Origin of the sequence: Burkholderia sp. AU30198 (assembly GCF_020419825.1) — a bacterium.
GTDB lineage: Bacteria > Pseudomonadota > Gammaproteobacteria > Burkholderiales > Burkholderiaceae > Burkholderia.
The window spans coordinates 155,620-178,213 of sequence record NZ_JAIZSA010000015.1 but is presented as its reverse complement, the minus strand read 5'-3'; the positions used below and the strand labels follow the sequence as shown (position 1 = coordinate 178,213).

Annotated in this window: 21 protein-coding genes; 10 read left to right on the top strand and 11 right to left on the bottom strand. The window is 65.4% G+C overall.

Features of this window, described 5'->3' with window-relative positions:
* The first annotated feature begins 212 nt into the window (after nt 1-212).
* From LGN19_RS28690 to LGN19_RS28680, 3 genes are all read left to right on the top strand, one after another.
* On the top strand, nt 213-2,027 hold the full coding sequence (locus LGN19_RS28690) for an ExeM/NucH family extracellular endonuclease (protein WP_226218458.1): 1,815 nt from the start codon (nt 213-215) through the stop codon (nt 2,025-2,027).
* A 725-nt stretch (nt 2,028-2,752) separates the two neighbouring features.
* Nucleotides 2,753-4,597, top strand: a complete 1,845-nt coding sequence (locus LGN19_RS28685; protein ID WP_122948726.1) for a S10 family serine carboxypeptidase-like protein — start codon at nt 2,753-2,755, stop codon at nt 4,595-4,597.
* A 53-nt stretch (nt 4,598-4,650) separates the two neighbouring features.
* Nucleotides 4,651-5,082 carry a 2-oxoglutarate dehydrogenase gene (locus LGN19_RS28680; protein WP_122948727.1) on the top strand — a complete coding sequence of 144 codons (432 nt, stop codon included), beginning with the start codon at nt 4,651-4,653 and terminating at the stop codon, nt 5,080-5,082.
* Between the two features lie 80 nt (nt 5,083-5,162).
* On the opposite strand, the gene LGN19_RS28675 is transcribed toward LGN19_RS28680, so the two are convergent.
* A complete protein-coding gene (locus LGN19_RS28675) occupies nt 5,163-6,167 on the bottom strand; it encodes a helix-turn-helix domain-containing protein (protein ID WP_175219103.1) in 1,005 nt (334 codons plus the stop codon).
* A gap of 170 nt (nt 6,168-6,337) precedes the next feature.
* On the opposite strand from LGN19_RS28675, the gene LGN19_RS28670 reads away from it, so the two are divergent.
* The 3 genes from LGN19_RS28670 to glyA all read left to right on the top strand — a co-directional run bounded on the left by LGN19_RS28670 (nt 6,338) and on the right by glyA (nt 9,889).
* Nucleotides 6,338-7,585, top strand: coding sequence for a D-arabinono-1,4-lactone oxidase (locus LGN19_RS28670; RefSeq protein ID WP_226218457.1), 1,248 nt, complete (start codon nt 6,338-6,340; stop codon nt 7,583-7,585).
* A 33-nt stretch (nt 7,586-7,618) separates the two neighbouring features.
* On the top strand, nt 7,619-8,398 hold the full coding sequence (locus LGN19_RS28665; protein ID WP_046549150.1) for an SDR family NAD(P)-dependent oxidoreductase: 780 nt from the start codon (nt 7,619-7,621) through the stop codon (nt 8,396-8,398).
* 243 nt (nt 8,399-8,641) lie between these two features.
* Nucleotides 8,642-9,889 carry a serine hydroxymethyltransferase gene (gene glyA / locus LGN19_RS28660; RefSeq protein WP_226218455.1) on the top strand — a complete coding sequence of 416 codons (1,248 nt, stop codon included), beginning with the start codon at nt 8,642-8,644 and terminating at the stop codon, nt 9,887-9,889.
* Nucleotides 9,890-10,013: 124 nt separating this feature from the next.
* Here the strand turns inward: glyA and LGN19_RS28655 are convergent, their stop codons facing one another.
* Nucleotides 10,014-11,546 (bottom strand): amino acid permease, encoded by a 1,533-nt coding sequence (locus tag LGN19_RS28655; RefSeq protein ID WP_226218454.1) that lies wholly within the window; start codon nt 11,544-11,546, stop codon nt 10,014-10,016.
* 334 nt (nt 11,547-11,880) lie between these two features.
* Entirely contained in the window at nt 11,881-12,891 is a 1,011-nt protein-coding gene (locus LGN19_RS28650; protein ID WP_226218452.1) for a GlxA family transcriptional regulator, read from the bottom strand.
* 88 nt (nt 12,892-12,979) lie between these two features.
* Between LGN19_RS28650 and LGN19_RS28645 the strand changes: the two genes are divergently transcribed.
* Entirely contained in the window at nt 12,980-14,080 is a 1,101-nt protein-coding gene (locus LGN19_RS28645; RefSeq protein WP_226218451.1) for a DJ-1/PfpI family protein, read from the top strand.
* Nucleotides 14,081-14,099: 19 nt separating this feature from the next.
* On the opposite strand, the gene LGN19_RS28640 is transcribed toward LGN19_RS28645, so the two are convergent.
* From LGN19_RS28640 to LGN19_RS28630, 3 genes are all read right to left on the bottom strand, one after another.
* Nucleotides 14,100-14,519 (bottom strand): hypothetical protein, encoded by a 420-nt coding sequence (locus LGN19_RS28640; RefSeq protein ID WP_226218449.1) that lies wholly within the window; start codon nt 14,517-14,519, stop codon nt 14,100-14,102.
* A 115-nt stretch (nt 14,520-14,634) separates the two neighbouring features.
* Nucleotides 14,635-14,934, bottom strand: a complete 300-nt coding sequence (locus LGN19_RS28635; RefSeq protein WP_175017189.1) for a superoxide dismutase — start codon at nt 14,932-14,934, stop codon at nt 14,635-14,637.
* Between the two features lie 28 nt (nt 14,935-14,962).
* Nucleotides 14,963-15,517: a flavodoxin family protein gene (locus LGN19_RS28630; protein WP_089453793.1), complete on the bottom strand. Its 555-nt coding sequence runs from the start codon at nt 15,515-15,517 to the stop codon at nt 14,963-14,965.
* Between the two features lie 157 nt (nt 15,518-15,674).
* Between LGN19_RS28630 and LGN19_RS28625 the strand changes: the two genes are divergently transcribed.
* The gene (locus LGN19_RS28625; RefSeq protein ID WP_226218447.1) at nt 15,675-16,631 is read left to right on the top strand and encodes a LysR family transcriptional regulator; all 957 of its coding nucleotides are present in this window, start codon (nt 15,675-15,677) and stop codon (nt 16,629-16,631) included.
* Between the two features lie 27 nt (nt 16,632-16,658).
* On the opposite strand, the gene LGN19_RS28620 is transcribed toward LGN19_RS28625, so the two are convergent.
* A complete protein-coding gene (locus LGN19_RS28620) occupies nt 16,659-17,738 on the bottom strand; it encodes an alcohol dehydrogenase catalytic domain-containing protein (RefSeq protein WP_226218445.1) in 1,080 nt (359 codons plus the stop codon).
* A 110-nt stretch (nt 17,739-17,848) separates the two neighbouring features.
* Between LGN19_RS28620 and LGN19_RS28615 the strand changes: the two genes are divergently transcribed.
* Nucleotides 17,849-18,640 (top strand): helix-turn-helix transcriptional regulator, encoded by a 792-nt coding sequence (locus tag LGN19_RS28615; protein ID WP_226218443.1) that lies wholly within the window; start codon nt 17,849-17,851, stop codon nt 18,638-18,640.
* Between the two features lie 99 nt (nt 18,641-18,739).
* Here the strand turns inward: LGN19_RS28615 and LGN19_RS28610 are convergent, their stop codons facing one another.
* Nucleotides 18,740-20,230 (bottom strand): aminotransferase class V-fold PLP-dependent enzyme, encoded by a 1,491-nt coding sequence (locus tag LGN19_RS28610; RefSeq protein ID WP_226218441.1) that lies wholly within the window; start codon nt 20,228-20,230, stop codon nt 18,740-18,742.
* Between the two features lie 198 nt (nt 20,231-20,428).
* On the opposite strand from LGN19_RS28610, the gene LGN19_RS28605 reads away from it, so the two are divergent.
* A complete protein-coding gene (locus LGN19_RS28605; RefSeq protein ID WP_226218440.1) occupies nt 20,429-21,043 on the top strand; it encodes an NIPSNAP family protein in 615 nt (204 codons plus the stop codon).
* 242 nt (nt 21,044-21,285) lie between these two features.
* Here LGN19_RS28605 and LGN19_RS28600 read toward each other — a convergent pair whose 3' ends face one another.
* Genes LGN19_RS28600 through LGN19_RS28590 form a run of 3 tightly spaced genes read right to left on the bottom strand, consistent with a single transcriptional unit; the run spans nt 21,286 to nt 22,574 of the window.
* Nucleotides 21,286-21,927 (bottom strand): hypothetical protein, encoded by a 642-nt coding sequence (locus LGN19_RS28600; protein ID WP_226218438.1) that lies wholly within the window; start codon nt 21,925-21,927, stop codon nt 21,286-21,288.
* A 56-nt stretch (nt 21,928-21,983) separates the two neighbouring features.
* Nucleotides 21,984-22,316 (bottom strand): TrfB-related DNA-binding protein, encoded by a 333-nt coding sequence (locus tag LGN19_RS28595; protein WP_174959050.1) that lies wholly within the window; start codon nt 22,314-22,316, stop codon nt 21,984-21,986.
* On the bottom strand, nt 22,317-22,574 hold the full coding sequence (locus LGN19_RS28590; protein WP_174959052.1) for a PAAR domain-containing protein: 258 nt from the start codon (nt 22,572-22,574) through the stop codon (nt 22,317-22,319). It abuts the gene before it with no gap.
* Between the last annotated feature and the right edge of the window lie 20 nt (nt 22,575-22,594).

Here is a 22,594-nt window from a genome sequence, read left to right as displayed (position 1 = left end):
GAGGCGCCGCGGCGGCGAAGGCATGCGGGGCAATCGTCACGGGCGCGGCCGGTTTTCATCAGACGATTTCCCCGCTTTTTCAGGCGTAAACGCGCGCTCGACGGCAATCGCAGCGCGATAACGACAATTACATCAGCCTGTCTTTCGATTACCAAAAACTGTCATTGAGCGCCGCTAAGCTTTCGCCACCCTCACAACCGGGATTCCCCGACATGCGCTCGACAATCCGTCTCATCACTCCGCTATTGCTGCTCCCGACGCTCGCCGCGCCGGTTTTCGCCGCCACCGCCGCGCCCGTCAGCCCGAACTGCGGCGGCAGCACGACGCCGATCGCCGATATCCAGGGGCCGGGCGCGCCGTCGCCGCTCGCCGGCCAGAACGTGTCGATCGAAGCCGTCGTCACCGCCGATTTCGGCGGCACGGACGGCTTTGGCGGCTTCTTCGTCCAGCAGGCCGATGCGCAGCGCCGCAACCAGCCGGGCGTGTCCGAAGGCCTGTTCGTCTACGCACCGAAAGTGCGTGCGAAAGCCGGCGACCTCGTGCACGTGACGGGCAAGGTCGAGGAAAAATACGGGCAGACGCAGCTCACGCAGTCGGGTGCGATCGCGGTGTGCGCGAACAACCAGACCGTCACGCCCGCGACGCTCACGCTGCCGGTCGACAGCCCGAACACGTTCGCCGCGTATGAAGGGATGCTCGTGCGCCTGCCGCAGACGCTGAACGTGACCGACAACTACGAGCTCGGCCGCTACGGCAGCGTGATGCTCAGCAACGGCCGCCTGCGCACGCCGACGAGCGTTGTGCCGCCCGCGCAGGCGCAGACGCAGATCGATGCGAACGCACGCAACCGCCTGATCCTCGACGACGGCTCGAACAAGCAGAACCCCGCGACCGTGCCGTACCCGGCGCCGGGCCTGTCGGCCGCGAATACGCTGCGTGCGGGCTACACGGTGCGCGACATCGAAGGCGTGCTCGAAGTGCGTTACGGCGCCTGGCGCGTGCAGCCGCTGCCGGGTGCCGCCGTGCCGGCATTCGAAGCGCGCACGAACCCGCGCACCAACGCCCCGGCGCGCGATCCGAAATCGAACCTGCGCGTCGCGTCGTTCAACGTCCTCAACTACTTCAACGGCAACGGTCTCGGCGGCGGCTTCGACGATCCGAACAACCGCGGCGCGAAGAACTACCAGGAATTCCAGCGCCAGGAAGCGAAGATCGTCAGCGCGCTGAAGGCGATCGACGCCGACGTGATCGGCCTGATGGAAGTCCAGAACAACGGCTACGGCGAACTGAGCGCGGTGCGCCAGCTCGCGGCGAAGCTCGGCAGCAACTGGCGCGTCGTCGATCCGGGCGTGTCGCGCCTCGGCGGCGATGCGATCACGGTCGCGATGATCTACGACAGCCGCAAGGTCGAACCGGTCGGCCGCACGGCCACGCTCGCGATCGACGACAAGAACCGCCAGCCGCTCGCGCAGTCGTTCCGGCTGATCGGCGGCAACAAGCAATCGCTGACGGTCGCGGTCAACCACCTGAAGTCGAAGAACTGCCCGGACGCCGCGAACGACGATCTCGACCAGGGCGACGGCCAGGGCTGCTGGAACCCGACGCGCACGCGCGCGGCGGCGAAGGTCGCCGACTGGCTTGCCGGCAACCCGACGGGTGTCGCGGGCCAGGGCGTGCTGCTGATCGGCGACTTCAACAGCTACACGTATGAAGACCCGATCCGCACGCTCGAAACGCGCGGCTATCGCAACCTCGTCGCGCGCTTGATCGGCGCGAATGCGTACAGCTACGTGTACAACGGCGAAGCCGGCTATCTCGATCACGCGCTCGCGACGCTGCCGCTCGCCTCGCACGTGAAGGCCGTGCACGAATGGCACATCAACGCGGACGAGCCGCTCGCGCTGCAATACACGCTCGCGTACAAATCGGCGGAGCAACAGAAGACGTTCTACTCGCCGGATGCGTATCGCTCGTCGGATCACGATCCGGTGCTGATCGATATCGCCATGCCGGGCGGCGGGAAGTGATGGCGGATTGAACGCGAATTGACCGTGGTTGAGGGGCGCGGCGTGCGGCGAGGCTGCACGCCGCGCTTCATTTTCACCGCACAAACCGGCTGGATTACGGGTAAATAATTCCGCTGAAATTTTCGCGAATTAGCGAAATCGGTATTTTATGGATGGCGTGATGCGGATAAGCGCGTCAATTGAAGAATGGTTGACGTGACTCGAATCATAGAATGACGGTCTATGCGTGATGTCGTGCTGAATTAATCGATCGAAGATAATTAAAATGAAAGAATAATTCTGTCGATCTGAAGGCTTCCGAGGCGCGGAGTCAACGCCAGTAAAGGACGCCTGGTTTTGCGAGAAAAGCGGCAGATTCGGCGGATTATTTCCGGCAAAGCGCGCAATGCACAAATAATCCCGCTTTCTTTCAATTGCCAGACACTGTCCGCCGTTAGCATCATTGCGGGATTTTTAATATCCGAATGATCTTTGACAACGCGGCGCAGCACCGCCTATTTTTGTGTTGTCGTAAATTTTGGTCATATAAAAGTTGTTCAAACTGCAGGGGGCGTCCGAGCACCATTCTCGCCAGCAGTTTGCTGTGTCTGTATCAAGTTCAGTCTCTTAGAAGTCCAATCCCCAACCGCCGACTGCCGACCGTGCAACGCGAGTGGCGGGTCGGTCTGCGCGTTTCGCAGGCGTTGGCGGCCTTTGTGAAGCGGTATCCGTACCAAAGGACAGAGATGAAACCAGACAGGAGCTGTACCGGCAGCCGCCGTGGCCGTCACGGCCGGTTGGCCGGGCTAGGTGCATTGACCGTCTTGACCTTGGCGCTCGCGGCCTGCGGCGGCGACGATTCGTCGTCCGTCGGTGCGTCGAGCCTCGCGCAGGCCACCGCGAGCCAGCAGGCCAGCGCGCAACAAGCGGCCGGCCAGACGCCGGCCAACCAGCCTTACGTCGACCCGGTCGCGTATTCGATGAATGCGACCGACGGCCTTGCCCCCGGGCAGGTGTCCGAGAAAACGGCCGTCATGCATTACCAGTGGAAAAACGGCGGCACGACCGTCAACTACACGACGACCACGGGCCACCTGACCGCGCAGGACGCGAACGGCAATGCGGAAGCGTCGATGTCGTATGTCGCGTACACCGCGCCGAGCACGAACGGCAAGCCGCGCCCCGTCACGTTCGTCTATAACGGCGGCCCCGGCTCGTCGTCGATCTGGCTGCGGCTCGGCTCGTTCGCGCCGACCCGCGTCGCCACGCCCGATCCGCTGTTCGGCAGCAACTGGCCGAACTATCCGCTCGTCGACAACGCCGAAAGCCTGATCGACACCACCGACCTCGTGTTCATCGACCCGCCCGGGACCGGGCTGTCGGAAGCCGTGTTGCCGAACACCAACCAGAAGTACTGGGGTTCCGATGCGGACGTGAACATCATGCGCGACTTCATCCAGCGCTACCTGAACGTCAACAGCCGCAGCACGTCGCCGATCTACCTGTACGGCGAATCGTACGGCACGCCGCGTACCGACATGCTCGCGCTGGCGCTCGAATCGGCCGGCGTGCACCTGACGGGCATCGTGCTGCAGTCGGCGATCCTGAACTACTTCGCGGATGCGGTGGAAGCCGTGGCGATCACGCAGTCGACGGAGGGGCTGCTGCTCGAAACCGATACCGTGGCCGGGTACCTGCCGGGCTACGCGGCGGTCGCGGCGTACTTCAACCAGGTTTCGCCGGCACCGGTGAACCCGGGTCTGTACGCACTGCAGACGGAACTGTTCACGACGCTGATCTACAACCAGCTGCAGAAGTATTCGCAGTCTTGGGTGCTGAGCCAGCTCGGCATTCCGGATGCGCTCGGCACGCCGGTGTTCCCGAGCGATGCGACGCTCAAGTTGTGGTCGATCCCGTCGAGCCTCACGCAACAGGCGCTGAGCGGCTACTTCAACGCGAATCCGTTCGGCACGAGCCTCTTGCCTGGGACGACGATCGGCCGGTATGACGGGCGCGTGTCGTTGCCGAACTCCGATCCGCGCCTGCAGAACGACGGCGACCCGTCCGACATCCTGATTTCGCAGCCGTTCACGAACGCGCTCGCGACGCAGATGCCGGATTACCTCGGCTACACCGCACCGAACGCGACGTACCTGCCGCTGAACGACAACATCATCGGCGTCTGGGACTTCACGCACGACGGCCAGCCGATGCCCGACACGATCCCCGATCTGCTCGGTGCGCTGCAGCTCAACCCGAAGCTTCGCGTGCTCGCGGAGAACGGCTTCCACGATCTCGCGACGCCGTTCTTCAACACCGAGAAGCAACTCGCGCGGCTGCAGACGGTGAAGGGCTTCAATCCGAAGCTGCAGGTGAACTTCTTCCAGGGCGGCCACATGATCTACCTGGACGACGTCGCCCGTCCGCAGATGAAGCGGGACCTGAAGACGTTCTACAAGGGCGCGCGGATTCCGACGGCGCTGACGCTGCACACGCTGCCGCCGCCGTGGCCGGATGAAAACCCGCCGAGCGTACCGACCGGCAGCATCCCGGGCGCAACGGCCGCGACGACGCTGGCGGCGGCGCCCTGAGCGCCCCCGAGCGACGGACTCCTTGTCAAAGGAACCCTCTATTCATCCATTGAATGCGAGTGATCATGTCCCTAATCAATTTGATGCGGCGTATGTCTCCGTTGATCGTCCTCGGTGCCGTGATGAGCAGTGCCTACGCGTTGCCGCCGCAGGCGGTGGCGCCGGTGAAGCTGCCGCACGGCGGGCACGGTGTCGACGGTCCGTTCTTTCCTGCCACGAAAGTGGCGCCGGTGTTGCCGTCGACCGGCGCGACACTGCAGCAGCAGGCGCAGCAGCGTGTCGATGCGCGGCTCGGTGCCAATACGGTGCTGAGCAACGGCGCGGCCGTGACGAAGGCGCAGGCGCAGAGCAGCGGTCTCGGCTTCGTGTCGAAGCACTTCGACGAGATCGATGCGAAGCACACCGGCCGCGTGACGATGAGCGATGTGCGGCAGTTCATCCAGCAGCGGCAGGTGCAGGCGCAGCAGGAACAGCAGGACGAGTGACGTAGCAGGCAGGGCGGCGGCCGGGGCGGATTCCTTCGCACCGGCCACCGGAAGGTGAGCGACTGAGTGAACGACAGGCGCTAGAGGGCCTGGCGTGCGTAGCGCTTCGCGGTGGCCGAGGGCAGTTCGCCGAACATCGCGCGATAGTCCTGCGCAAAACTGCTCAGGTGCCAGAAGCCCCATTTGGTGGCCGCGGACGTCACGGAGTCGCCGAGCCGAAGCTCGCGGCGCACGTGATTCAGCCGCACGGCCCGCAGGTACGCGATCGGGTTCAGGTTCAACGTATCCTGGAACGCGTATTGCGCGGTGCGCCGGCTGACGCCGAGTTCCACGCAGAGTTCGGCGATCGACAGCGGGCAGGTCGATGCGTCCTGCAGCCGCTCCCGCACCGCATTGACCAGCGACCAGTATTTCGTCGGGCGCACGATCTGTGCGCCGGCGTCCGGCGTCGCGACCGTCATCACTTCCGAGATCGCGTACAGCACGGTGCGTTCGAGCAGTTCGATCCGCTCCTGCGTCGTCACGTCGTCGACGCGCGTGCTTTTTGCCGCGGCGGCGAGCGTCTGGCGCAGCAGGTCGCGCAGATGGTCGGCCACGCCGGTCGCCATCGGGATCACCGGCGCATGGGTTTGGGCGCGCAGCGACGCGGCAACCGTGCGCAGCGCCTGCGTCGACAGTTTCTCGGGCTCGATCTCGACATTCACGAGCAGATGGCGGTCGGGCGAATAGAACTCGAATTCCGGCTGGCTCGAGAACACGTGCAGGCTGTCGCGCCCGCTCTTCTCGCCGCACAGGCGCGCGTGGCCTTCCAGTTCCAGCGGCACGGCCACGGCGATCCGCTCCGACGGCACCGCGCCTTGTTGCAGGATCACCTTGTCGAGATCCTCGACCAGCAGCTTGATGCCGCCCAGCGACATGATCGACGACGAGCCGTGAAACAGCCCGCCCGAGATCTGCGTGTAGTTCATGTTCCAGCCGTCGAACGAGCGTGCCTGTTCCTCCACGTCGGTGAACGCGCAGAACGCAACGGTTCGCGCGAACAGCGGGTCGCCGGAGAAATCGCTCGGGTGGGCAGGCGGCGTCATCGAGGGCGGGAAGGGGCGGGCCGGATCGATTCATTGTAGCCGCTCGCCGCGCCGGTCAAAAAGCGTCGGACGGGTGCCGCCTCGTCAAAACCCTAACTTGCCGAAATCCGATAGTGGAAAACCTTTCGGCACCTTACCGTTGGCACCAATACGACGCTGGAGAGACGGTGATGGAACTTCCCCGTGGCGGATTCTGGAGAAACTGGGTCGGCAATCAGTCGTGCGTGGCCGCGCACCTGGCGTCGCCGGCGAGCGAGGCCGAGATCGCGGAGCTGGTGCATACGGCGACGCGGCAAGGAAAGCATGTGCGGTGCGCGGGCTCGGGGCACTCGTTCACGCCCGTGGTGGCCACCAGTGGCCTGCTGCTGTCGCTGCAGGACTACCAGGGCATCGTGGACGTCGACGAAGCGCGCAAGCGCGTGACCGTCAAGGCCGGCACCAAAATCAATGCGGTGACGCGGCACCTGAAGGAGCGCGGCCTGTCGCTCGTCAACCAGGGCGACATCGATTCGCAGGCGATTGCCGGCGCATTGGCCACCGGCACGCACGGCACCGGGACGACGCTCGGCAACCTGTCGTCGCAGGTCGTCGGGATGCGCATCGTGCGCCCGGATGGCTCGATCATGAAGGTAAGCGACCGGCAGGACCTCGACCTGCTGCATGCGACGCAGGTGAACATCGGGATGTTCGGCGTGGTGTCGGAGCTGACGCTGCAGGTGACCGATGCGTTCTGGCTGCACGACCGGGTGTGGCGCGAAGACTTCGACGCGCTGATGGAGCAATACGACGAGCTGGCCGCGAAGCACCGGCATTTCGGTTTCTTCTGGTGCCCGACGCCCGCCAGCCGCGATCTCTACTGCCTGCCCGACACCACGAAGGTGTCGAACTCGAAGAAGGACTACGACGTGTGCGAGATCAAGGTGATGGATATCACCGACGCGCGCACGTTCCATGAAGGCGAGCACGAGAAGATCGCGTACAGCTCCGAGGTGTACGCGATCCACTACGTGCCGAACTTCCACGAGCTCGAGTACGCGGTGCCCGCGCAACACGGTAAGGAAGCGCTGCGCCGGGTGCGCGAGCTCATCCTCACGAAACACCGCGACTGCATTTTCCCGGTCGAGTACCGCTTCACGAAGGGCGATCCGGCGTGGATCAGCCCGTTCAATCACCAGGACAGCGTCACCATTTCATGCTCGGGCGGGCCGAACGGCGTCGACTACTGGCCGTTCCTGAAGGACGTCGACACGATCCTGCGCGACTACGGCTCGCGTCCGCACTGGGGCAAGCTGCATTTCACGAACCGCGACGACGTCGATCGCTGGTTCCCCAAGGCCGAAGCGTTCCGCGCGCTGCGCCGCAGCGTGGACCCCGAAGGCTACTTCCTCAACGATCACCTGCGGACGCTGTTCAGTTGAGCAGACCGAACGAACCAGACTGGAGAAAGACACATGAATGTCAAGATTGACGGCCGCCTGGCCGGCAAGGTCGCCATCGTGAGCGGCGGCGCCGGTGGCTGCGGCGGCGCGGCGTCCGAACTGTTCGCCGCACAGGGCGCGAAGGTCGCGATCATCGACCGCGACGGCGACGCCGCCGAAACGCTCGCATCCCGGCTGCGCGACGCGGGCCTGCAGGCGATCGGCCTCGGCGCCGACGTGTCGAAACAGGCGGAAGTCCAGCAGGCCGTGAGCGCCGCGCGTGAGCAGTACGGCAACGCGGACATCCTGTTCAATCACGCCGGCACGCTGATCGTCAAACCGTTCCTCGACATCGAGGAGTCGGAATGGGACTGGCTGATGGGCGTGAACGTGAAGAGCATGTTCCTGATGACGAAGGCGGTGCTGCCGCAGATGCTGGAGAAGGGGCGGGGCAGCATCGTCTGCACGTCGTCGATTTCCGCGGTGTGCGCGACGCCGGGCGAGGTGCTGTACGACGCGACCAAGGGCGCGTGCCACATGTTCGCGCGGGCGATTGCGGTCGAGTATCGCGATCGCGGCATTCGGTGCAACGCGCTCGCGCCGGGGTTCATCCGCACGCCGCACGGGATGCGCGAACTCAGGGATCTGCAGGCGATGGGTGTCGATGCGACCGAGGCAGCGATCGCGGTTCAGCAAGGCCGGTTGTGCGAGCCGTCGGAAGTCGCGGCGGCCGCGCTGTTCCTCGCGTCCGACGAGTCGAGCTTCGTCAACGGTACGCATCTGTTCGTCGACAACTGCTTCTCCGCCGTCTGATTGTTGTTGCTCGCAAGAAGCTGAAGGGCAGGCCTCACGCCTGCCCGGCCGGCAAGTTCCGTCGAAGGTGTCGCAGCGATGCGACCCTTCGATTTTTTTTGCGTGCCCGGCGCGCGGTGCGTCCTAGCGGATTGTCGCAATCCTTCTATCGGCACGGGAGCGTGTCTGGTGGAATGCGAAGGCCGAAACACCATGCAGCCGGCAAGCCGCGGTCAGTCATTCACTCTCAACTGGTCAATCATCATGTTCAACCGCACCACCAGCACCGTTGCCAACGTCGATCCGGAACTTTTTGCCGCGATCGAGCAGGAAAACCGTCGCCAGGAAGATCACATCGAGCTGATCGCGTCGGAAAACTACACGAGCCCGGCCGTAATGGCCGCGCAGGGCTCGCAACTCACGAACAAGTACGCGGAAGGGTATCCGGGCAAGCGCTACTACGGCGGCTGCGAATACGTTGATGTGGTCGAGCAGCTGGCGATCGACCGCGTGAAGCAGCTGTTCGGCGCGGAAAGCGCGAACGTGCAGCCGAACTCGGGTTCGCAGGCGAACCAGGGCGTGTTCTTCGCGATGCTCAAGCCGGGCGACACGATCATGGGCATGAGCCTCGCGCACGGCGGCCACCTGACGCACGGCTCGCCCGTGAACATGTCGGGCAAGTGGTTCAACGTGGTGAGCTACGGCCTGAACGAAAACGAAGACATTGACTACGAAGCAGCCGAGAAGCTCGCGCAGGAACACAAGCCGAAGCTGATCGTCGCGGGCGCGTCGGCGTTCTCGCTGAAGATCGATTTCGAGCGTCTGGCGAAGATCGCGAAGTCGGTCGGCGCGTACCTGATGGTCGACATGGCCCACTATGCGGGCCTGATCGCGGCAGGCGTGTACCCGAACCCGGTGCCGCACGCGGACTTCGTGACGACGACGACGCACAAGAGCCTGCGCGGCCCGCGCGGCGGCGTGATCCTGATGAAGGCCGAGTACGAGAAGCCGATCAACTCGGCAATCTTCCCGGGCATCCAGGGCGGCCCGCTGATGCACGTGATCGCGGGCAAGGCGGTGGCGTTCAAGGAAGCGCTGTCGCCGGAGTTCAAGGCGTACCAGGAGAAGGTGGTCGAGAACGCACGCGTACTGGCTGAAACGCTGGTGAAGCGTGGCCTGCGGATCGTGTCGGGCCGTACGGAAAGCCACGTGATGCTGGTGGACTTGCGCGCGAAGAACATTACCGGCAAGGCAGCGGAAGCAGCGCTGGGCGTGGCACACATCACGGTGAACAAGAACGCGATCCCGAACGATCCGGAAAAGCCGTTCGTGACGAGCGGCATTCGCCTGGGCTCGCCGGCGATGACGACGCGCGGGTTTGGCGTGAAGGAAGCCGAGATCGTCGGCAACCTGATCGCCGATGTGCTGGAAGCGCCGGAAGATGCGGCCACGCTCGAGCGTGTGCGCGGGCAGGTTGCCGAACTGACGAAGCGTTTCCCCGTCTACGGCTGATGCCCGCAAGATTCAACCGCTGCAACGCGGTTGAGTCTCGTCGTTGCGCGTAGACATGAAAAAACCGACTCGCGGCATTGAGCCAGCGAGTCGGTTTTTTTTATCAGCCTGTTTCGAAGCCGCTTCAGGCAGTCGGATCGACGTTCGCCTCGAGTTCGCGGATGCGGTCGAGATTGCGCGTGTCCTTCAGCACCGGCGGCCCTGCGAACGTGTTGCGCACGCCGAAGCCGTACCAGATCACCATCAGCACCACGACGAAACCGACGAGCACGTACAGCACCTTCTCGTTCGGCGGCTGGATACCGACATACGCGAGCACACAGGCGCCGACCAGCGCGAGCAGCGCACACGGCTTCGACCAGATCCCCAGTTGAAACGGGCCCTTGTCGGTCCACGAGCGGCCTTCGGCCAGCATCCCGGAGCCGATCGGCATCGCATACGAGATGAACAGGAACACCGCGCTGCCGGCGCTCAGCACCGAGAACGCATCGCCGTACAGCGTGACGACGATCGCGAGCACCGCGCACGTCCAGATTGCGGGGCCGGGGGTCCGGTGCGTCGGGCTCACGCTGCGCAGCAGTTTCGACGCCGGCAGCCCGCCGTCGCGTGCAAAGGCGTACACCATCCGCGACGTCGACATGATCGCGGCGAGCCCGCACACGTAGTTGATGAAGAACATCGCGAGCTCGAGGGTGACGCGCAACGCCTTCGGAATCGGCGCGAGGATCGCTTCGAAAAAGCCGGTGCCCTGTTTCATGCTGGCGGTGAGGTCGGGCATCACCAGCACGAACGCGCACACCATCACATAGCCGAACACCGCGGACCAGAACACCGACCCGATGATGCCGCGCGGCACGTTCCTGGCCGCATCGTGCGTCTCTTCCGACGTGTGGGCGGACGCGTCGAAGCCGGTGATGGTGTAGGTCACGAGCAACAGGCCGGACAGGAACGCGAGCGGCGTGGCCTGCTTCGGCCATGCACCGCCGTCGACGCCGGTGAAATTGGTGAACGTCACCAGCCGATGCGCATCGAACGCGACCGGCGAGTAGTAGAGCAGCGACACCACCAGCGCGATCGTCACCACGAAGATGAGGTAGCCCGACAGGTCGGTGATCTTGCTCGCGATCTTGATGCCACGGGCATTCAGGATCGCCTGCGAGATCGTGATGAACGCGATGAACGCCGTCTGATGCCACCAGGTCAGGCTGTCCGGGCTGACGCCGAACATCGGTGCGATCAGTGTCTTGAAGAATGGATCGTAGGTGCCGAAATTGATCGCGGCGATCACGAAGATCAGCCCGATCAGGTTGATCCACGCGGTCATCCACCCCCATTTCTTCCCGCCGAGGATCGCGCCCCAGTGATAGAGGCCGCCGGCCGTCGGGAAGGCGGACGCGATTTGCGACATCGATACGGCGACGATCAGCGCGAACAGCGAGCCCAGTGGCCAGCCGAGGCCGACCGACGCACCGCCCGTCGCGGAAAAGGCGAGTTGAAACGCGGTAATGCCGCCCGACAGGATGCAGATCACCGAAAACGAAACCGCGAAGTTCGAGAAACCGCTCATACGTCTCGACAGTTCCTGTGCATAGCCCATCTTGTGCAGCAGGCTTACGTCACTGTCGGTGCCTGAATCAGGCTGGAATTTTGCATCCATGGTCGCTCCGTCACGAATGTCCTGCGTGGCAGGACCGTCATCGCCGCCCGGGCCAAGCAACCTGGCCCGCTCCTGGGATTCGTCGGCGGCTCGCGATGCCGTGGGGAAACCGGCAATCGCTTTCCAGTCCGATGCGTGAACGGTATGAAATCAAATCTCCCGGCTCTATCAGATTTCGGCAACGTAGTGAAATTCCGGATACGAGCACCGGATGCGGGCCGGCTGGCCCGTCTCGGCGTCCGGATGACAGGGCGCGCGACGGATGCGCCGCATGTGCCGACAGGCGATCGCCGCCGTGAAGCGGCCCCGCACGCATGCCGAACCGGGTGGCGGCCTATTCCGCCCGCGGCTTGTCGTGTCGTGGTCCGAAGCGCGCGCGATAGTCGCGCGGCGATACGCCGACCTGCTTCGCAAACGCGCGCTGCAGTGCGTCGATACTGCCGAAGCCCGAACGTTCCGCGATCCGTTCGATTGGCCAGTCGGCCCGCTCCAGCAGCGCCTTCGCGCGCTCGACGCGCGCTGCCAGCACGTACTGCGCGGGCGACAGTCCGGTCTCCTTGAGGAAATTGCGCGCAAACGTCCGTTCGCTCATGTGCATGCGGGCGGCCAGCGTGGCGACGCCGAGATCGCCGGCCGGATCGTCGGCGATCTCGGCGAGCAGGGCGCGCATGCGCGGCGTCGCGTGGGCGAGCGAGCCGAGCCCGACGCTGAACTGCGCCTGTCCGCCGGGCCGGTGCATGAACAGCACGAGTTCGCGTGCGACCGCGAGCGCGGTCGGCGCGCCGCAATCCGCCTCGACGAGCGCCAGACACAAATCGATGCCGGCCGTCACGCCGGCCGACGTATGGAACGGCGGATCGCTCACGTAGATCGCGTCCGGTTCGATCCGCGCGCCGGGGCAGAGCGCCTGTAGCGCCGCGCACTGGTTCCAGTGCGTGGTCGCGCGCTTGCCGTCCAGCCATCCGCCCGCGGCGAGCACGAACGCCCCCGTGCAGATGCTCGCGATGCGCCGCGTGTTTGCGATTCGCGTGCGCAGCCACGGCAGCACGCCGGCTTCCGACGCCGCGTGTCGCAGCGCCGCTTCATCGCCGCCGGCCACGACGATCGTGTCGATCCGCTCCGGCAGTGCCGCGAGCGCGGCGGTACCGGCGAGGCGCAGGCCCGCGTGCGTGACGATGTCATCCCCGTGTTGCGACGCGAGCGTGAGCCGGTACGGCACGACATGGTCGGGCAGGTAACGGTTCGCGACCGCGAACACTTCCATCGGGCCCGTGATGTCGAGCGACTGGACGCCTTCGAAGCCGACGACAACGATGTCGCGCGCCGGGCAGGTTGACTGGGACATGGCGGAAAGTGCGGTGGAGTTGTCCTTGTGACCGCGAGCATGATCCTTGTAATTTTCCGGACATGCAATCGACGGATGCGGGGGGACGATGCGGGTAGGGAAGACAGGCGGCGCAGTGCTGTTCGTGTGCGCGATGCTGGGTGTGTGCGTAGCGGGGCGGACGGCACCGGCGATGGCGGAGGACGCACTGCCGGCCGCACAAGTGCTGACGATCGGCGCGCCGAAGGCGGGCCGCACGCGGCCGCTCGTTGCGATCGTCGCGGACAACGCTGGAACGGAGACGACCGATTTCATCGTGCCGTACGCGATTCTGAAGACGTCCGGTGCGGCCGATGTCATCGCCGTGTCGGCCGACGAAGGCGAGGTCGAACTGATGCCCGCGCTGCGCATGCTGGCCGATACGACCTTCGAACGGTTCGATGCCGCAACGCCTGCGGGGGCCGATGTCGTGATCGTGCCGGCGCTGCATCGCGCGGACAGTCCGGCCGTATTGGCGTGGTTGCGCAAGCAGGCCGCTGCCGGCGCGACGATGGTGGCGATCTGCGATGGCGCGGAAGTCCTCGCGAATGCGGGCCTGCTGCGGCATCGCACGGCGACGGCCCACTGGTATTCGCGTGATGGCCTGCGCCGCCGCTTTGCCGACACGACCTGGATCGACGATCGCCGCTACGTGATGGACGGCAACGTCATGACGACGACCGGCGTATCGGCGTCGATACCCGCGTCGCTGGCCTTGGTGAGTGCGCTGGCCGGGCCGGCAGCGGCGCGCGAGACCGCGCGGCGCGTCGGCGCGCAGGCATGGAGCGACGTTCACGACGGCCGTCGGTTTGCGTTGACTGCGCGTGCGGTGGCGGTCGCGTTGACGAATCGCGTCGCGTTCTGGCGGCACGAGACGTTCGATCTTCCGGTCGAAAACGGGTTTGACGAGCTTCCGGTTGCGTTGACTGCCGACGCGTGGGCGCGAACCTGGCGCAGTGACGTCGTCGCGACGGCGGACGCGCGCGTGATCGCGTCGAGGCACGGGCTGCGGTTGCTGGCGCAGCCGCCGAATGTCCGTCACGCGCGCGTGACGATGCCGGCCGGTCGGCGTGGCGAAGCGGTGCTTCCCGGCGTGCTCGGCGACATCGCGGCCCGCTACGGCGAGGCGACATCGGGCTGGGTCGCGCTGCTGCTGGAGTATCCGAAGTAGCGGCCGTCGTGCGCGGCGCTCACTTCACCCATTCTGCGAGCGCCGGATCGGGGTAGGGCAGGAGATCCCGCGACTCGGTGGGCTCGGCTGCCCATTTCGTCCCGTTCCAGTGGAAATCGGCCTGCGTTTCCGTCCCGTGGCCGTTCGCGTAGATGACCAGCGTGCAGGCCGCCTGGCCCGGGTAAGTCGGGTTTTTCGCGCCGATGCAGGACCCGAGAATCACCATGACGTCGCCGAGGCCGAACCGCTCCTTCATCGCGTAGGTCGCGTCGAAGTCCGAGAGCCGGTCCGGTACCGGCGTCGCGTCGCACGCGGCGACGCTCGCGGCAAGCAGCAGCGCGGCGGCCCGGCTGACACGCCGCCAGGCGCACGGGGTGTTGGCTGAACGGGCATCAGCGTCGGCGCGTTTCCCCGCGCGGGAATTCGACGGGCAGGGCATTCGGAGTTCGGGTGACGGACACGACGGCCATTGTGACGGATTTCACCGGCGCCCGGGCTGACCCGATCGAAGCCTGAGTGAGCGACGTATTCGCGTCACACCGTCGACGCGAAGATCACGCGTGGTCCGTCGCAAACAGCGCTTCCCAGCCGAGAAACGCGCCAAGCGGAATGATGTCCCAGTCGATCAGCCCGGCCTTCGCCAGCGGAAACTCGCGCAGCGCTTCGCGGGCGCTTTCGATCGAATCGCACTCCGCCATGATCGCGACGCCGGGGCGATCCTGACGGAAGTAGATATCGCGGACGACCCCGCGCTTGAGCAGTTGCCAGCCGTAGCGCACTTCGTCGAGCAGATGCGGCTGATACGTGTCCGGGCTGGCGCCGGGCAGCGGGACGTCGAGGCACAGCAGTCTCATGGCGATTTCCTGGTGAACGGTGTGCTGCTTACGCGCCGGCCGCGAACCGCGACGCCAGTTCGGCGACACGCTGCCCGAGATGCGCGGCGGTTTCGAGGTCGCTTGCGATCGGCGACAGTTCCGGCGACACGTCGTCGGACTGCGCCATCGCGCCGAGCCAGCCGCCGATCCGGTTGCGCTCGTTCGCCGCGGTGCCGGCGAACAGGTCGAGCCCGACCCAGATCATCCCGTGCTGCGCCGCGAACAGCGTCATCGTCATCAGCGAGTTCAGCTTGTCGCCGTGCTGCGCGCCGGAGTTGGTGAAACCGGCCGCGATCTTGTTGCGCCAGGTTTGCGGAATCCACGCAGGGCGCGTCGAGTCTTCCATGAATTTCTTGAGCCGCGAACTGATCGAGCCGTTGTACGTCGGCGAGCCGAAGATGATCGCGTCGCTCGCGGCGAGCGCCTCCCACGGAATCGCGCCGTCGGCGACCGCGACGAGCCGGACTTCCGCGCCGGGAACGCGACGCACGCCTTCCGCGACGGCTTGCGCCTGTCGCTCGGTGTGACCGTGACCGCTGTCGAAAACGATGGTGGCAAGCATGGGGATTCCTTTGCAGTTCGTTGAACGATGGCCGCATTGTGGGCAGCGCGGGTCGCAACCGGAAGTTGGGTCCGGGTTGAGTCGCTCTCAACTTCAGGTTGATAATCGGCGCCAGGCGAAGGTGTACCGTGCAATGCATCGATCGAAGGAGGCTGCTTTGGATTTGTCACAGCGGACGCGGGCGATCCTGTCGTTCGTGCATGCGGCCGACGGCGGCAGCTTTGCGGCGGCCGGGCGCATGCTCGGCATCACGTCGGCGGCCGTCAGCAAGAACGTCGCCGGCCTCGAGCAGGCGCTCGGCGTGCGGCTGATGAACCGCACCACGCGCACGCTGAAGCTCACCGACGAAGGCAGCGTGTTCCTGCGTCAGGCGCGCGTCGCACTGGACGCGCTCGATTCGGCGGTCGACAGCATCGTCGCGCAGCGGCTCGGGCCGCAAGGACGCGTACGCATTTCGACCAGCGCCGCGTTCGGGCGCGAGCATCTGCAACCGGTGCTGCCCGGATTGCTGGCGCGTTACCCCGGTTTGTCGGTGGAGGCCGATTTCGACGACCGGATCGTCGACGTCGTGCGCGACGGCTACGATATCGTCATCCGCGGCGGCAACATCCACGATTCCGCGCTGGTGTCGCGCCCGGTCTTTCGCATGAATACGGTGCTGGTTGCGTCGCCCGCGTACCTGGCGCGTCACGGCATTCCGCGAGCGCCGGACGAACTCGGTACGCACCGGCTGATCGCGCGCCGGTTTCTTGGCGGCGCGGTCTCGACGTGGAGCTTCAGGATGCGTGGCGGGAGCATCGTGGCGGTCGATCCGGGCGAAACGGCGCTGCTGACGTTTTCCGCGCCGGAGGCCGTGCTGCAGGCCGCCCGTGATGGCCTGGGCATCGCGCAAGTCGGGGTGCACCTCGCGTGGGCGCATCTGCGCGCCGGCTCGCTGAAGGTGCTGCTGCACCGTCATCATTTGCCCGGTACCTACGAAATGGCGATGCAGTATCCGCATCGCGCATTGAAGGCTTCGCGCGTACAGGCGACGGTCGACTACCTGCTCGATGCGTTTGCCGCGAACGAGAGCCTGCATGTGCCGTTGAAGGCGCTGGATGCATATGGCGCGTGAGGGCGACGCGTCCGCCGAGCGCCGGCATCAACGCGCAATTACCGTCATCCTGAACGGCCCGCCGTTCGCCGCCGCATGCGCGACTGCGTCGTTCGCGTCGTCGAGCGTGAACCGCGTCACGTCGAAATGTCCGAGATCGAGCAACCCGCCGCGGACGAGCCCCGCCATCAGCGTCACGGCTTCGGTCGGGTACATCCACTTGCCGCGCAGCGTGATGTCGTTGCGCATGATCCACGGGTACGGCAGCTCCAGCCCTGCACCGCCGAGCATGCCGACGCCGCCCATCAGCACCACGCGCCCGTAGGGCCGTACCGCCATTACCGCGGCGCGTACCGTCGTCGTCGGCACCGACGGCGGCATCAGGTCGATCACGCAGTCGATCGGCCCCGGTGCTGCCTGCTGCATGCTGGTGCGATCCGTGGCTTCGTCCCCGGTCAGCTCGACGATGCGCACGCGTTCGCCGAAGCGGCGCGCGAGATCCGCGAGCACACCCGCATTGCGGCCGGGCGCGACCACGCACCGCGCGCCCATCGCCAGCGCCACCGCGATGCATGCGCTGCCGAAGTGGCCGGTCGCGCCGCTCACGAGCACGATCTCGCCCGCGCGCAGATCGGACGCGAGCAGCCCGCCGTACGGCACGAGCAGCGTATTGAGCGCACACCAGCGCGCGGCGTCGGCCGGTGCGAGATCGCCGATGCGTACCGCGTTCTCGGTCGGCACGCGCACCCGTTCGGCAAACGGCCCATCGTGAAAATGGCGCTGCAACTGCTGGCCGCCTTCGCCGCGTGCGCTCCAACCCTGCAACACGATGTCGGGCATCCGCGCATCGTCGCGCGAGCGCACGGTCGGATCGCAGAACACCCAGTCGCCCGGCTGCAACCGCGTCGCGTCGGGGCCGCTTTGCCGGACCCGGCCGATTGCGCCGCAGCCGGGCACGATCGGCAGCTCGATCGGATAGCGGCGCTCACCGCTGAACACTTCCTGCGCGTAGGGCAACACCGGCGTCGCCACGACATCCACGATGACCTCGCCGGTGCCGAGCACCGGGTCCGGCATCGTTTCGATCGCGAGCGGCATGCCGAGCGACTTCAGAATCGCAGCTTTCATGACGTTTCCTGAGTGTGAGGGGCGAGCCGATTCTGGCAGGCTTAGAATCCGCAACAAGGTCCGGCACGAACCCAGGATTGCCCGATACCACCCTGCACGGAGCGCACCCGATGACCGTCACTACGCGAACCCCGTTCGGCGATTTCCTGCGCTCGAGGCGCAAGAAGCTGCGCCCGGATGCCGTCGGCCTGCACGATGGCCCGCGACGGCGCACGCCCGGCCTGCGGCGGGAGGAGGTCGCGGAACTGGCCGGCATTGGCGTCGACTGGTATGTGCGGCTCGAGCAGGGGCGCGACGTCAGCCCGTCGGATGCGACGCTTGATGCGCTGGCGCGCGCGTTGAGGCTGGACAAGGCCGAGGCCACCCACCTGCGCGCGCTCGCGCGGCGTGACGAGTCGCGGGCGTTCGTGCGGGAGCGCGTGCCGCCTTCCATCGCGCGGCTCGTGGCGAACCTGAATCAGCCCGCCTACGTGACCGGGCGGCGCTGGGACATCCTCGCGTGGAATGTCGCGGCGGCCGACCTGCTCGGCTTCGACCGGCTCGCGGAAGTTGACCGCAACATCCTCGTCTACATGTTCGTCGAGCCGCACGCACGGCAACTCTTCGCCGCGAGCTGGGCCGACGAGGCACGCCGGATGATCGCGCTGTTTCGCGCGAGCCACGACCTCCATGCGAGCGATCCGGCGTTCATCGCGCTGGTGGAGCGCTTGTGCACGAGCAGCAGCGAGTTCGCGCAATGGTGGGATGCGCATGACGTGCGCAGCGGTGTGTCAGGGCAGAAGGTGTTCGCGCATGCAAAACGTGGCGCGCAGCGCTATGAATACGCGACGTTCCAGGCAAACGACGATCCCGCGCTGAAGCTGGCGATCTATACGCCGGTGAGCGGGGATGAGGGAGACTGAGGTGACTTCAATCGCCGCCGGCATCCGGCGGCCGTGCATCGAAGTATCTGCTTCGTGCGCGAGCGCCGGGGGCGGAGCGTAACGGGGCGGTGTTCCCGGTCAGGCCGAGGTCGTGGCCGTGCGCCGGGCGGACCAGCGATTCCACAGCAGGCCGGAGCGGTTGCCGCTGCGGCAGTACGCGAGTACCGGCTTCTGCAGCGTGTCGACCAGCGCACCGAATGCGTCGATCTCAGCCTCGCCGATGCGGTCGCGCTCGACCGGCAGGTAGCGTGCTTCGAGGCCCAGTTCACGGGCCGCCGCGGCGATTTCATCGAACGCCGGATGCGCGTCGCCTTCGCCGTCGGGCCGGTTGCAGATGACCGAGCGGAAGCCGGCATTGCGGATCGCCTTCAGGTCGGCCGGCGTGATCTGTCGCGACGCGGAGAAGCCGTTCGCTGCCGTCGCGCGACACTGTTCGATCGCCTGGCGGAAACAGGCGATCGCGAAGTCGACGTCTTGCTCCGTCGTGAAGCGGCCGAAGCTCACGCGCACGGTGCGGCCAGCCGTCTCAGCATCGAGGCCGATCGCGGTCAGCACGTGGGACGGCGCGCCGCTGGTCGAGTTGCATGCGGACGTCGACGACACGGCGAGCGCTTCGCCGAGCATGAACGGGAAGAAGCCCGGCGCATTCACGGTCAGGCTCAACGTGTGCGGGATCCGGCGTGCCGTGGCCGCGTTTTGCGTGACATCGCCGAGCGCGACCAGTGCGTCCGTCAGGCGGGCGCCAAGTGCCGCGATGCGTGCAGCTTCGCCATCGAGCTTTTCAGCGGCCAGTTCGCATGCAACGCCCATGCCGACGATCTGATGCGTCGCGAGCGTCCCGGAACGCAAGCCGCGTTCATGCCCGCCGCCGTGAATCTGCGGCGCGATCCGGTCCGCGATGTCGCGGCGGACGAACAGCGCGCCGATGCCCTTCGGGCCGTACACCTTGTGCGCGGACATCGACAGCATGTCGATGCCGAGCGCGCGCACGTCGATCGGCGTCTTGCCGAGTGCTTGCGCGGCGTCGACGTGGAGCAGCGCGCCCGCGTCATGCACGATGCGCGAGATTGCGCCAATATCGGTCAGCGTGCCGAGCTCGTTGTTCACGAGCATCAGCGACACGAGGCCCGTATCGGGGCCGATGGCGGCGGCGACCGCGTCGGCGGTGATCTCGCCGTCGCGCGTGGGCGTCAGGAACGTGACCGACGCGCCGTGCTTCGACAGGTTCGCCATCGTGTCGAGAATGGCCTTGTGCTCGATGCGGCTCGTGATCAGGTGGCGCTTGCCGGTCGCGTTTTCCGCGTAGCCCTTCAGCGCGAGGTTGTTCGATTCCGTGGCACCCGACGTCCAGACGATCTCGTCGGCGTCCGCGCCGATCAGCGCGGCGACTTGCGCGCGTGCCTGCTCGACCTTGTCTTTTGCCAGCCGGCCGGCGGCGTGCGAGCTCGAGGCCGGGTTGCCGAAGATGCCGTCGAAGCCAAGGCAGGCCGTCATCGCTTCGATCACGCGCGGATCGGCGGGCGTCGTGGCCGCGTAGTCGAGGTAGTGCAGCGTGGTGGTGTCGCTCATGTCCTTCTCATACTCTTTTCTTTCGGAATGGAAGAAATGATACGGGGGACAGGCGGGAAAAAGGATCCAAAGTTGGTCGTGTATTCAGCTTGATATGGAATAACGTTTTATCTGGATGTGGATTGGGGGAATTTATTTTCTGACGGCGGGCGGGGGCGATTTCCGTGTCCGAAGCCCATTTTGCGAGGGATTGTCGAGATGCAGTATGAACTGACGACGTTGTCGTGTTTGCTGCTGGAGCAGGATGCCGTTTCCGCGGGTGCGCATCGATGGGTAACGGATCCTGGGGCCGCGGGGCGTCTCCTTGGCGCATGGCGTTCGGAAATCGGCGAATTGGGGCAGATCGTCGTGTTGCGAGGCTTCGACGATAGCGACGCACTGCAGCAGGAGCGCCGTCGCGCGTTGATGAGCGGCGGGCCGTTCAATATCGGCGGTGACGATGTGGGTCTCAGCATGGAAACCTACGAACTTTTTCCGTTCCTGCCCGCGATCGAGCCGTCGAAACTCGGCAGGTTCTACGAATTTCGCCGCTATTGGCTCAAGCCGGCCGGAATCGCGCCGACGATCGCCGCGTGGGAGCAGGCCGTCGGCCCGGCCGAAGCCTATACGTCTCATCTCGTCGCGAACCTGTACGCGATGGATGGCCCGCCTCGCATTGCCCATCTCTGGGGATTCTCGAGCCTGGAGGAGCGCATGGCATTGCGAGCGCGCCACTATGCCGAAGGGCTTTGGCCGCCCAAAGGCGGACCGCAGCAGATCGAGCGGGCCACGTCGACGATTTGCCTGCCGGAGGCGTGGTCTCCGCTGGGCTGAATGTGCGGTGAAGCGTCGAAGACGTCGCGCTGCCGCGTGCTGCCGAGGGCAGCACGATGCGAAGGCTGGTGCCGTATCGATTGCCCGGGAGCGGCTGGCTTGCCACGCATCGCGGCGAAGCTGCTGCAAGCGCCGGATATTCTCCGCCGGTCTCAGAGATGGAATGCCGGCCCGGCCCGAGCGCCGGATTGCGGCGCCGGCACGCCGACACGCAACGCGATCGGCAGTGCCGCGAGCAGCATTCAGGGCTGCGCAGAGGACGCCGCGTGCGGAGCGTGCATGGCATCCATGCCCTTGATCAGGTCAGCCATGCGCCGTTCGATGTCGTCATATTGGCGTGCGATCTGCGTTGCGTCGGGATCGTGAATGCCGACGTCGCGCGTCGAGGAGAACGCCGTTCCGTGAACGGATTCGTACTGGATATCGATGGCGATATCGTTCATGGCCAGTAACTTGAGCAGGATGGGCAGGCATGAAGGTGACGCCTTATCCGACAAGGCCAGAAGCGGTACGATCTCGCCGGCTTTCAGCGGATCGTCGGGACGCGGCCAGCCGGTCCTGAAGCATCCCGTGGCGCCGACGCCCGCATCGGACTGGACGCGCGACCAGATACTGGGACCGAGGCCGGTGTATTTTCGGGTTCCGATCGTCACGGTCATGTCCTTGATAATGGCCGGTCCCAGCCCTGCATTTGAAAGATAGATGCCGCGTCTGTTTTCGGAGTCGTCAAAGTGCTGGGTTGCCACCACATAGGGTCGGTACACGAGTTCGTTACTTTTCATCGCCTCGTGAGCGAACCACGCCGAAACGATGGAAATGCCGGCGGAGACGATCGATACGATCGTCGCGTACCGTGCCGCATCGGGATTGATCGAAAACTTCATGTGACGTAGAAACCGTTGTGAATTGGGTTTGAGAGAAGTTCCGGGGCTGGAATCGATCAGGTCGCCGTATTCTGTTCATTCTGAATCGCCAATCGATATGCATCCCGCACCCATGCCTGGAGTGCGGGCTCATATCTGGCCGGGATCGTGATCGTGAGGGTGGTGAGGTGCGTGCGGTTTCCCGGTAGCTCCAGATACCGCTGCCACACCTTCCGTACAAGCTGCGACATCGCGGAACACGTCATGCCGACTTCCGCCGCCACAGCCCGTTGTGATCGGCCCTTGACGAAAATCTCGTGCAGGGCCCACTGGTTCAAGGGCTTGATTCGTGTATTTTGCATGCGCAACAGACGGAACTGTTCGACAGTCATGCGTCGGGTTTTTTGCATTCAAACTCGCCCGGAAGTGTGAAGTGAAGAAATCAAGGTCGCGCCGCATGAAGTCTTGTGACCATCGAAGGCAGAATCTTGACCTTCGACCTTGAATGCCGTGTCGCCTTCGGCAATCGTGCAAGCGCCATGAATTGGACACGAGCATGGGTCGCCGATACGGGCGACCGCACGCCCCATCACCGTGCTTTTTAGGGCGCCGGATTCGACCCGGCCGCCGTGGGTATGCGTATCTGCTACCCGGATAATTCCCCGCATGGGATTCCATCCTCCAAATG

Coding starts and splice junctions, on each gene's coding strand:
- LGN19_RS28690 (WP_226218458.1), top strand. CDS start 213: ATGCGCTCGACAATCCGTCTCATCACTCCGCTATTGCTGCTCCCGACG.
- LGN19_RS28685 (WP_122948726.1), top strand. CDS start 2,753: ATGAAACCAGACAGGAGCTGTACCGGCAGCCGCCGTGGCCGTCACGGC.
- LGN19_RS28680 (WP_122948727.1), top strand. CDS start 4,651: ATGCGAGTGATCATGTCCCTAATCAATTTGATGCGGCGTATGTCTCCG.
- LGN19_RS28675 (WP_175219103.1), bottom strand. CDS start 6,167: ATGACGCCGCCTGCCCACCCGAGCGATTTCTCCGGCGACCCGCTGTTC.
- LGN19_RS28670 (WP_226218457.1), top strand. CDS start 6,338: ATGGAACTTCCCCGTGGCGGATTCTGGAGAAACTGGGTCGGCAATCAG.
- LGN19_RS28665 (WP_046549150.1), top strand. CDS start 7,619: ATGAATGTCAAGATTGACGGCCGCCTGGCCGGCAAGGTCGCCATCGTG.
- glyA (WP_226218455.1), top strand. CDS start 8,642: ATGTTCAACCGCACCACCAGCACCGTTGCCAACGTCGATCCGGAACTT.
- LGN19_RS28655 (WP_226218454.1), bottom strand. CDS start 11,546: ATGGATGCAAAATTCCAGCCTGATTCAGGCACCGACAGTGACGTAAGC.
- LGN19_RS28650 (WP_226218452.1), bottom strand. CDS start 12,891: ATGTCCCAGTCAACCTGCCCGGCGCGCGACATCGTTGTCGTCGGCTTC.
- LGN19_RS28645 (WP_226218451.1), top strand. CDS start 12,980: ATGCGGGTAGGGAAGACAGGCGGCGCAGTGCTGTTCGTGTGCGCGATG.
- LGN19_RS28640 (WP_226218449.1), bottom strand. CDS start 14,519: ATGCCCTGCCCGTCGAATTCCCGCGCGGGGAAACGCGCCGACGCTGAT.
- LGN19_RS28635 (WP_175017189.1), bottom strand. CDS start 14,934: ATGAGACTGCTGTGCCTCGACGTCCCGCTGCCCGGCGCCAGCCCGGAC.
- LGN19_RS28630 (WP_089453793.1), bottom strand. CDS start 15,517: ATGCTTGCCACCATCGTTTTCGACAGCGGTCACGGTCACACCGAGCGA.
- LGN19_RS28620 (WP_226218445.1), bottom strand. CDS start 17,738: ATGAAAGCTGCGATTCTGAAGTCGCTCGGCATGCCGCTCGCGATCGAA.
- LGN19_RS28615 (WP_226218443.1), top strand. CDS start 17,849: ATGACCGTCACTACGCGAACCCCGTTCGGCGATTTCCTGCGCTCGAGG.
- LGN19_RS28610 (WP_226218441.1), bottom strand. CDS start 20,230: ATGAGCGACACCACCACGCTGCACTACCTCGACTACGCGGCCACGACG.
- LGN19_RS28605 (WP_226218440.1), top strand. CDS start 20,429: ATGCAGTATGAACTGACGACGTTGTCGTGTTTGCTGCTGGAGCAGGAT.
- LGN19_RS28600 (WP_226218438.1), bottom strand. CDS start 21,927: ATGAAGTTTTCGATCAATCCCGATGCGGCACGGTACGCGACGATCGTA.
- LGN19_RS28595 (WP_174959050.1), bottom strand. CDS start 22,316: ATGCAAAAAACCCGACGCATGACTGTCGAACAGTTCCGTCTGTTGCGC.
- LGN19_RS28590 (WP_174959052.1), bottom strand. CDS start 22,574: ATGCGGGGAATTATCCGGGTAGCAGATACGCATACCCACGGCGGCCGG.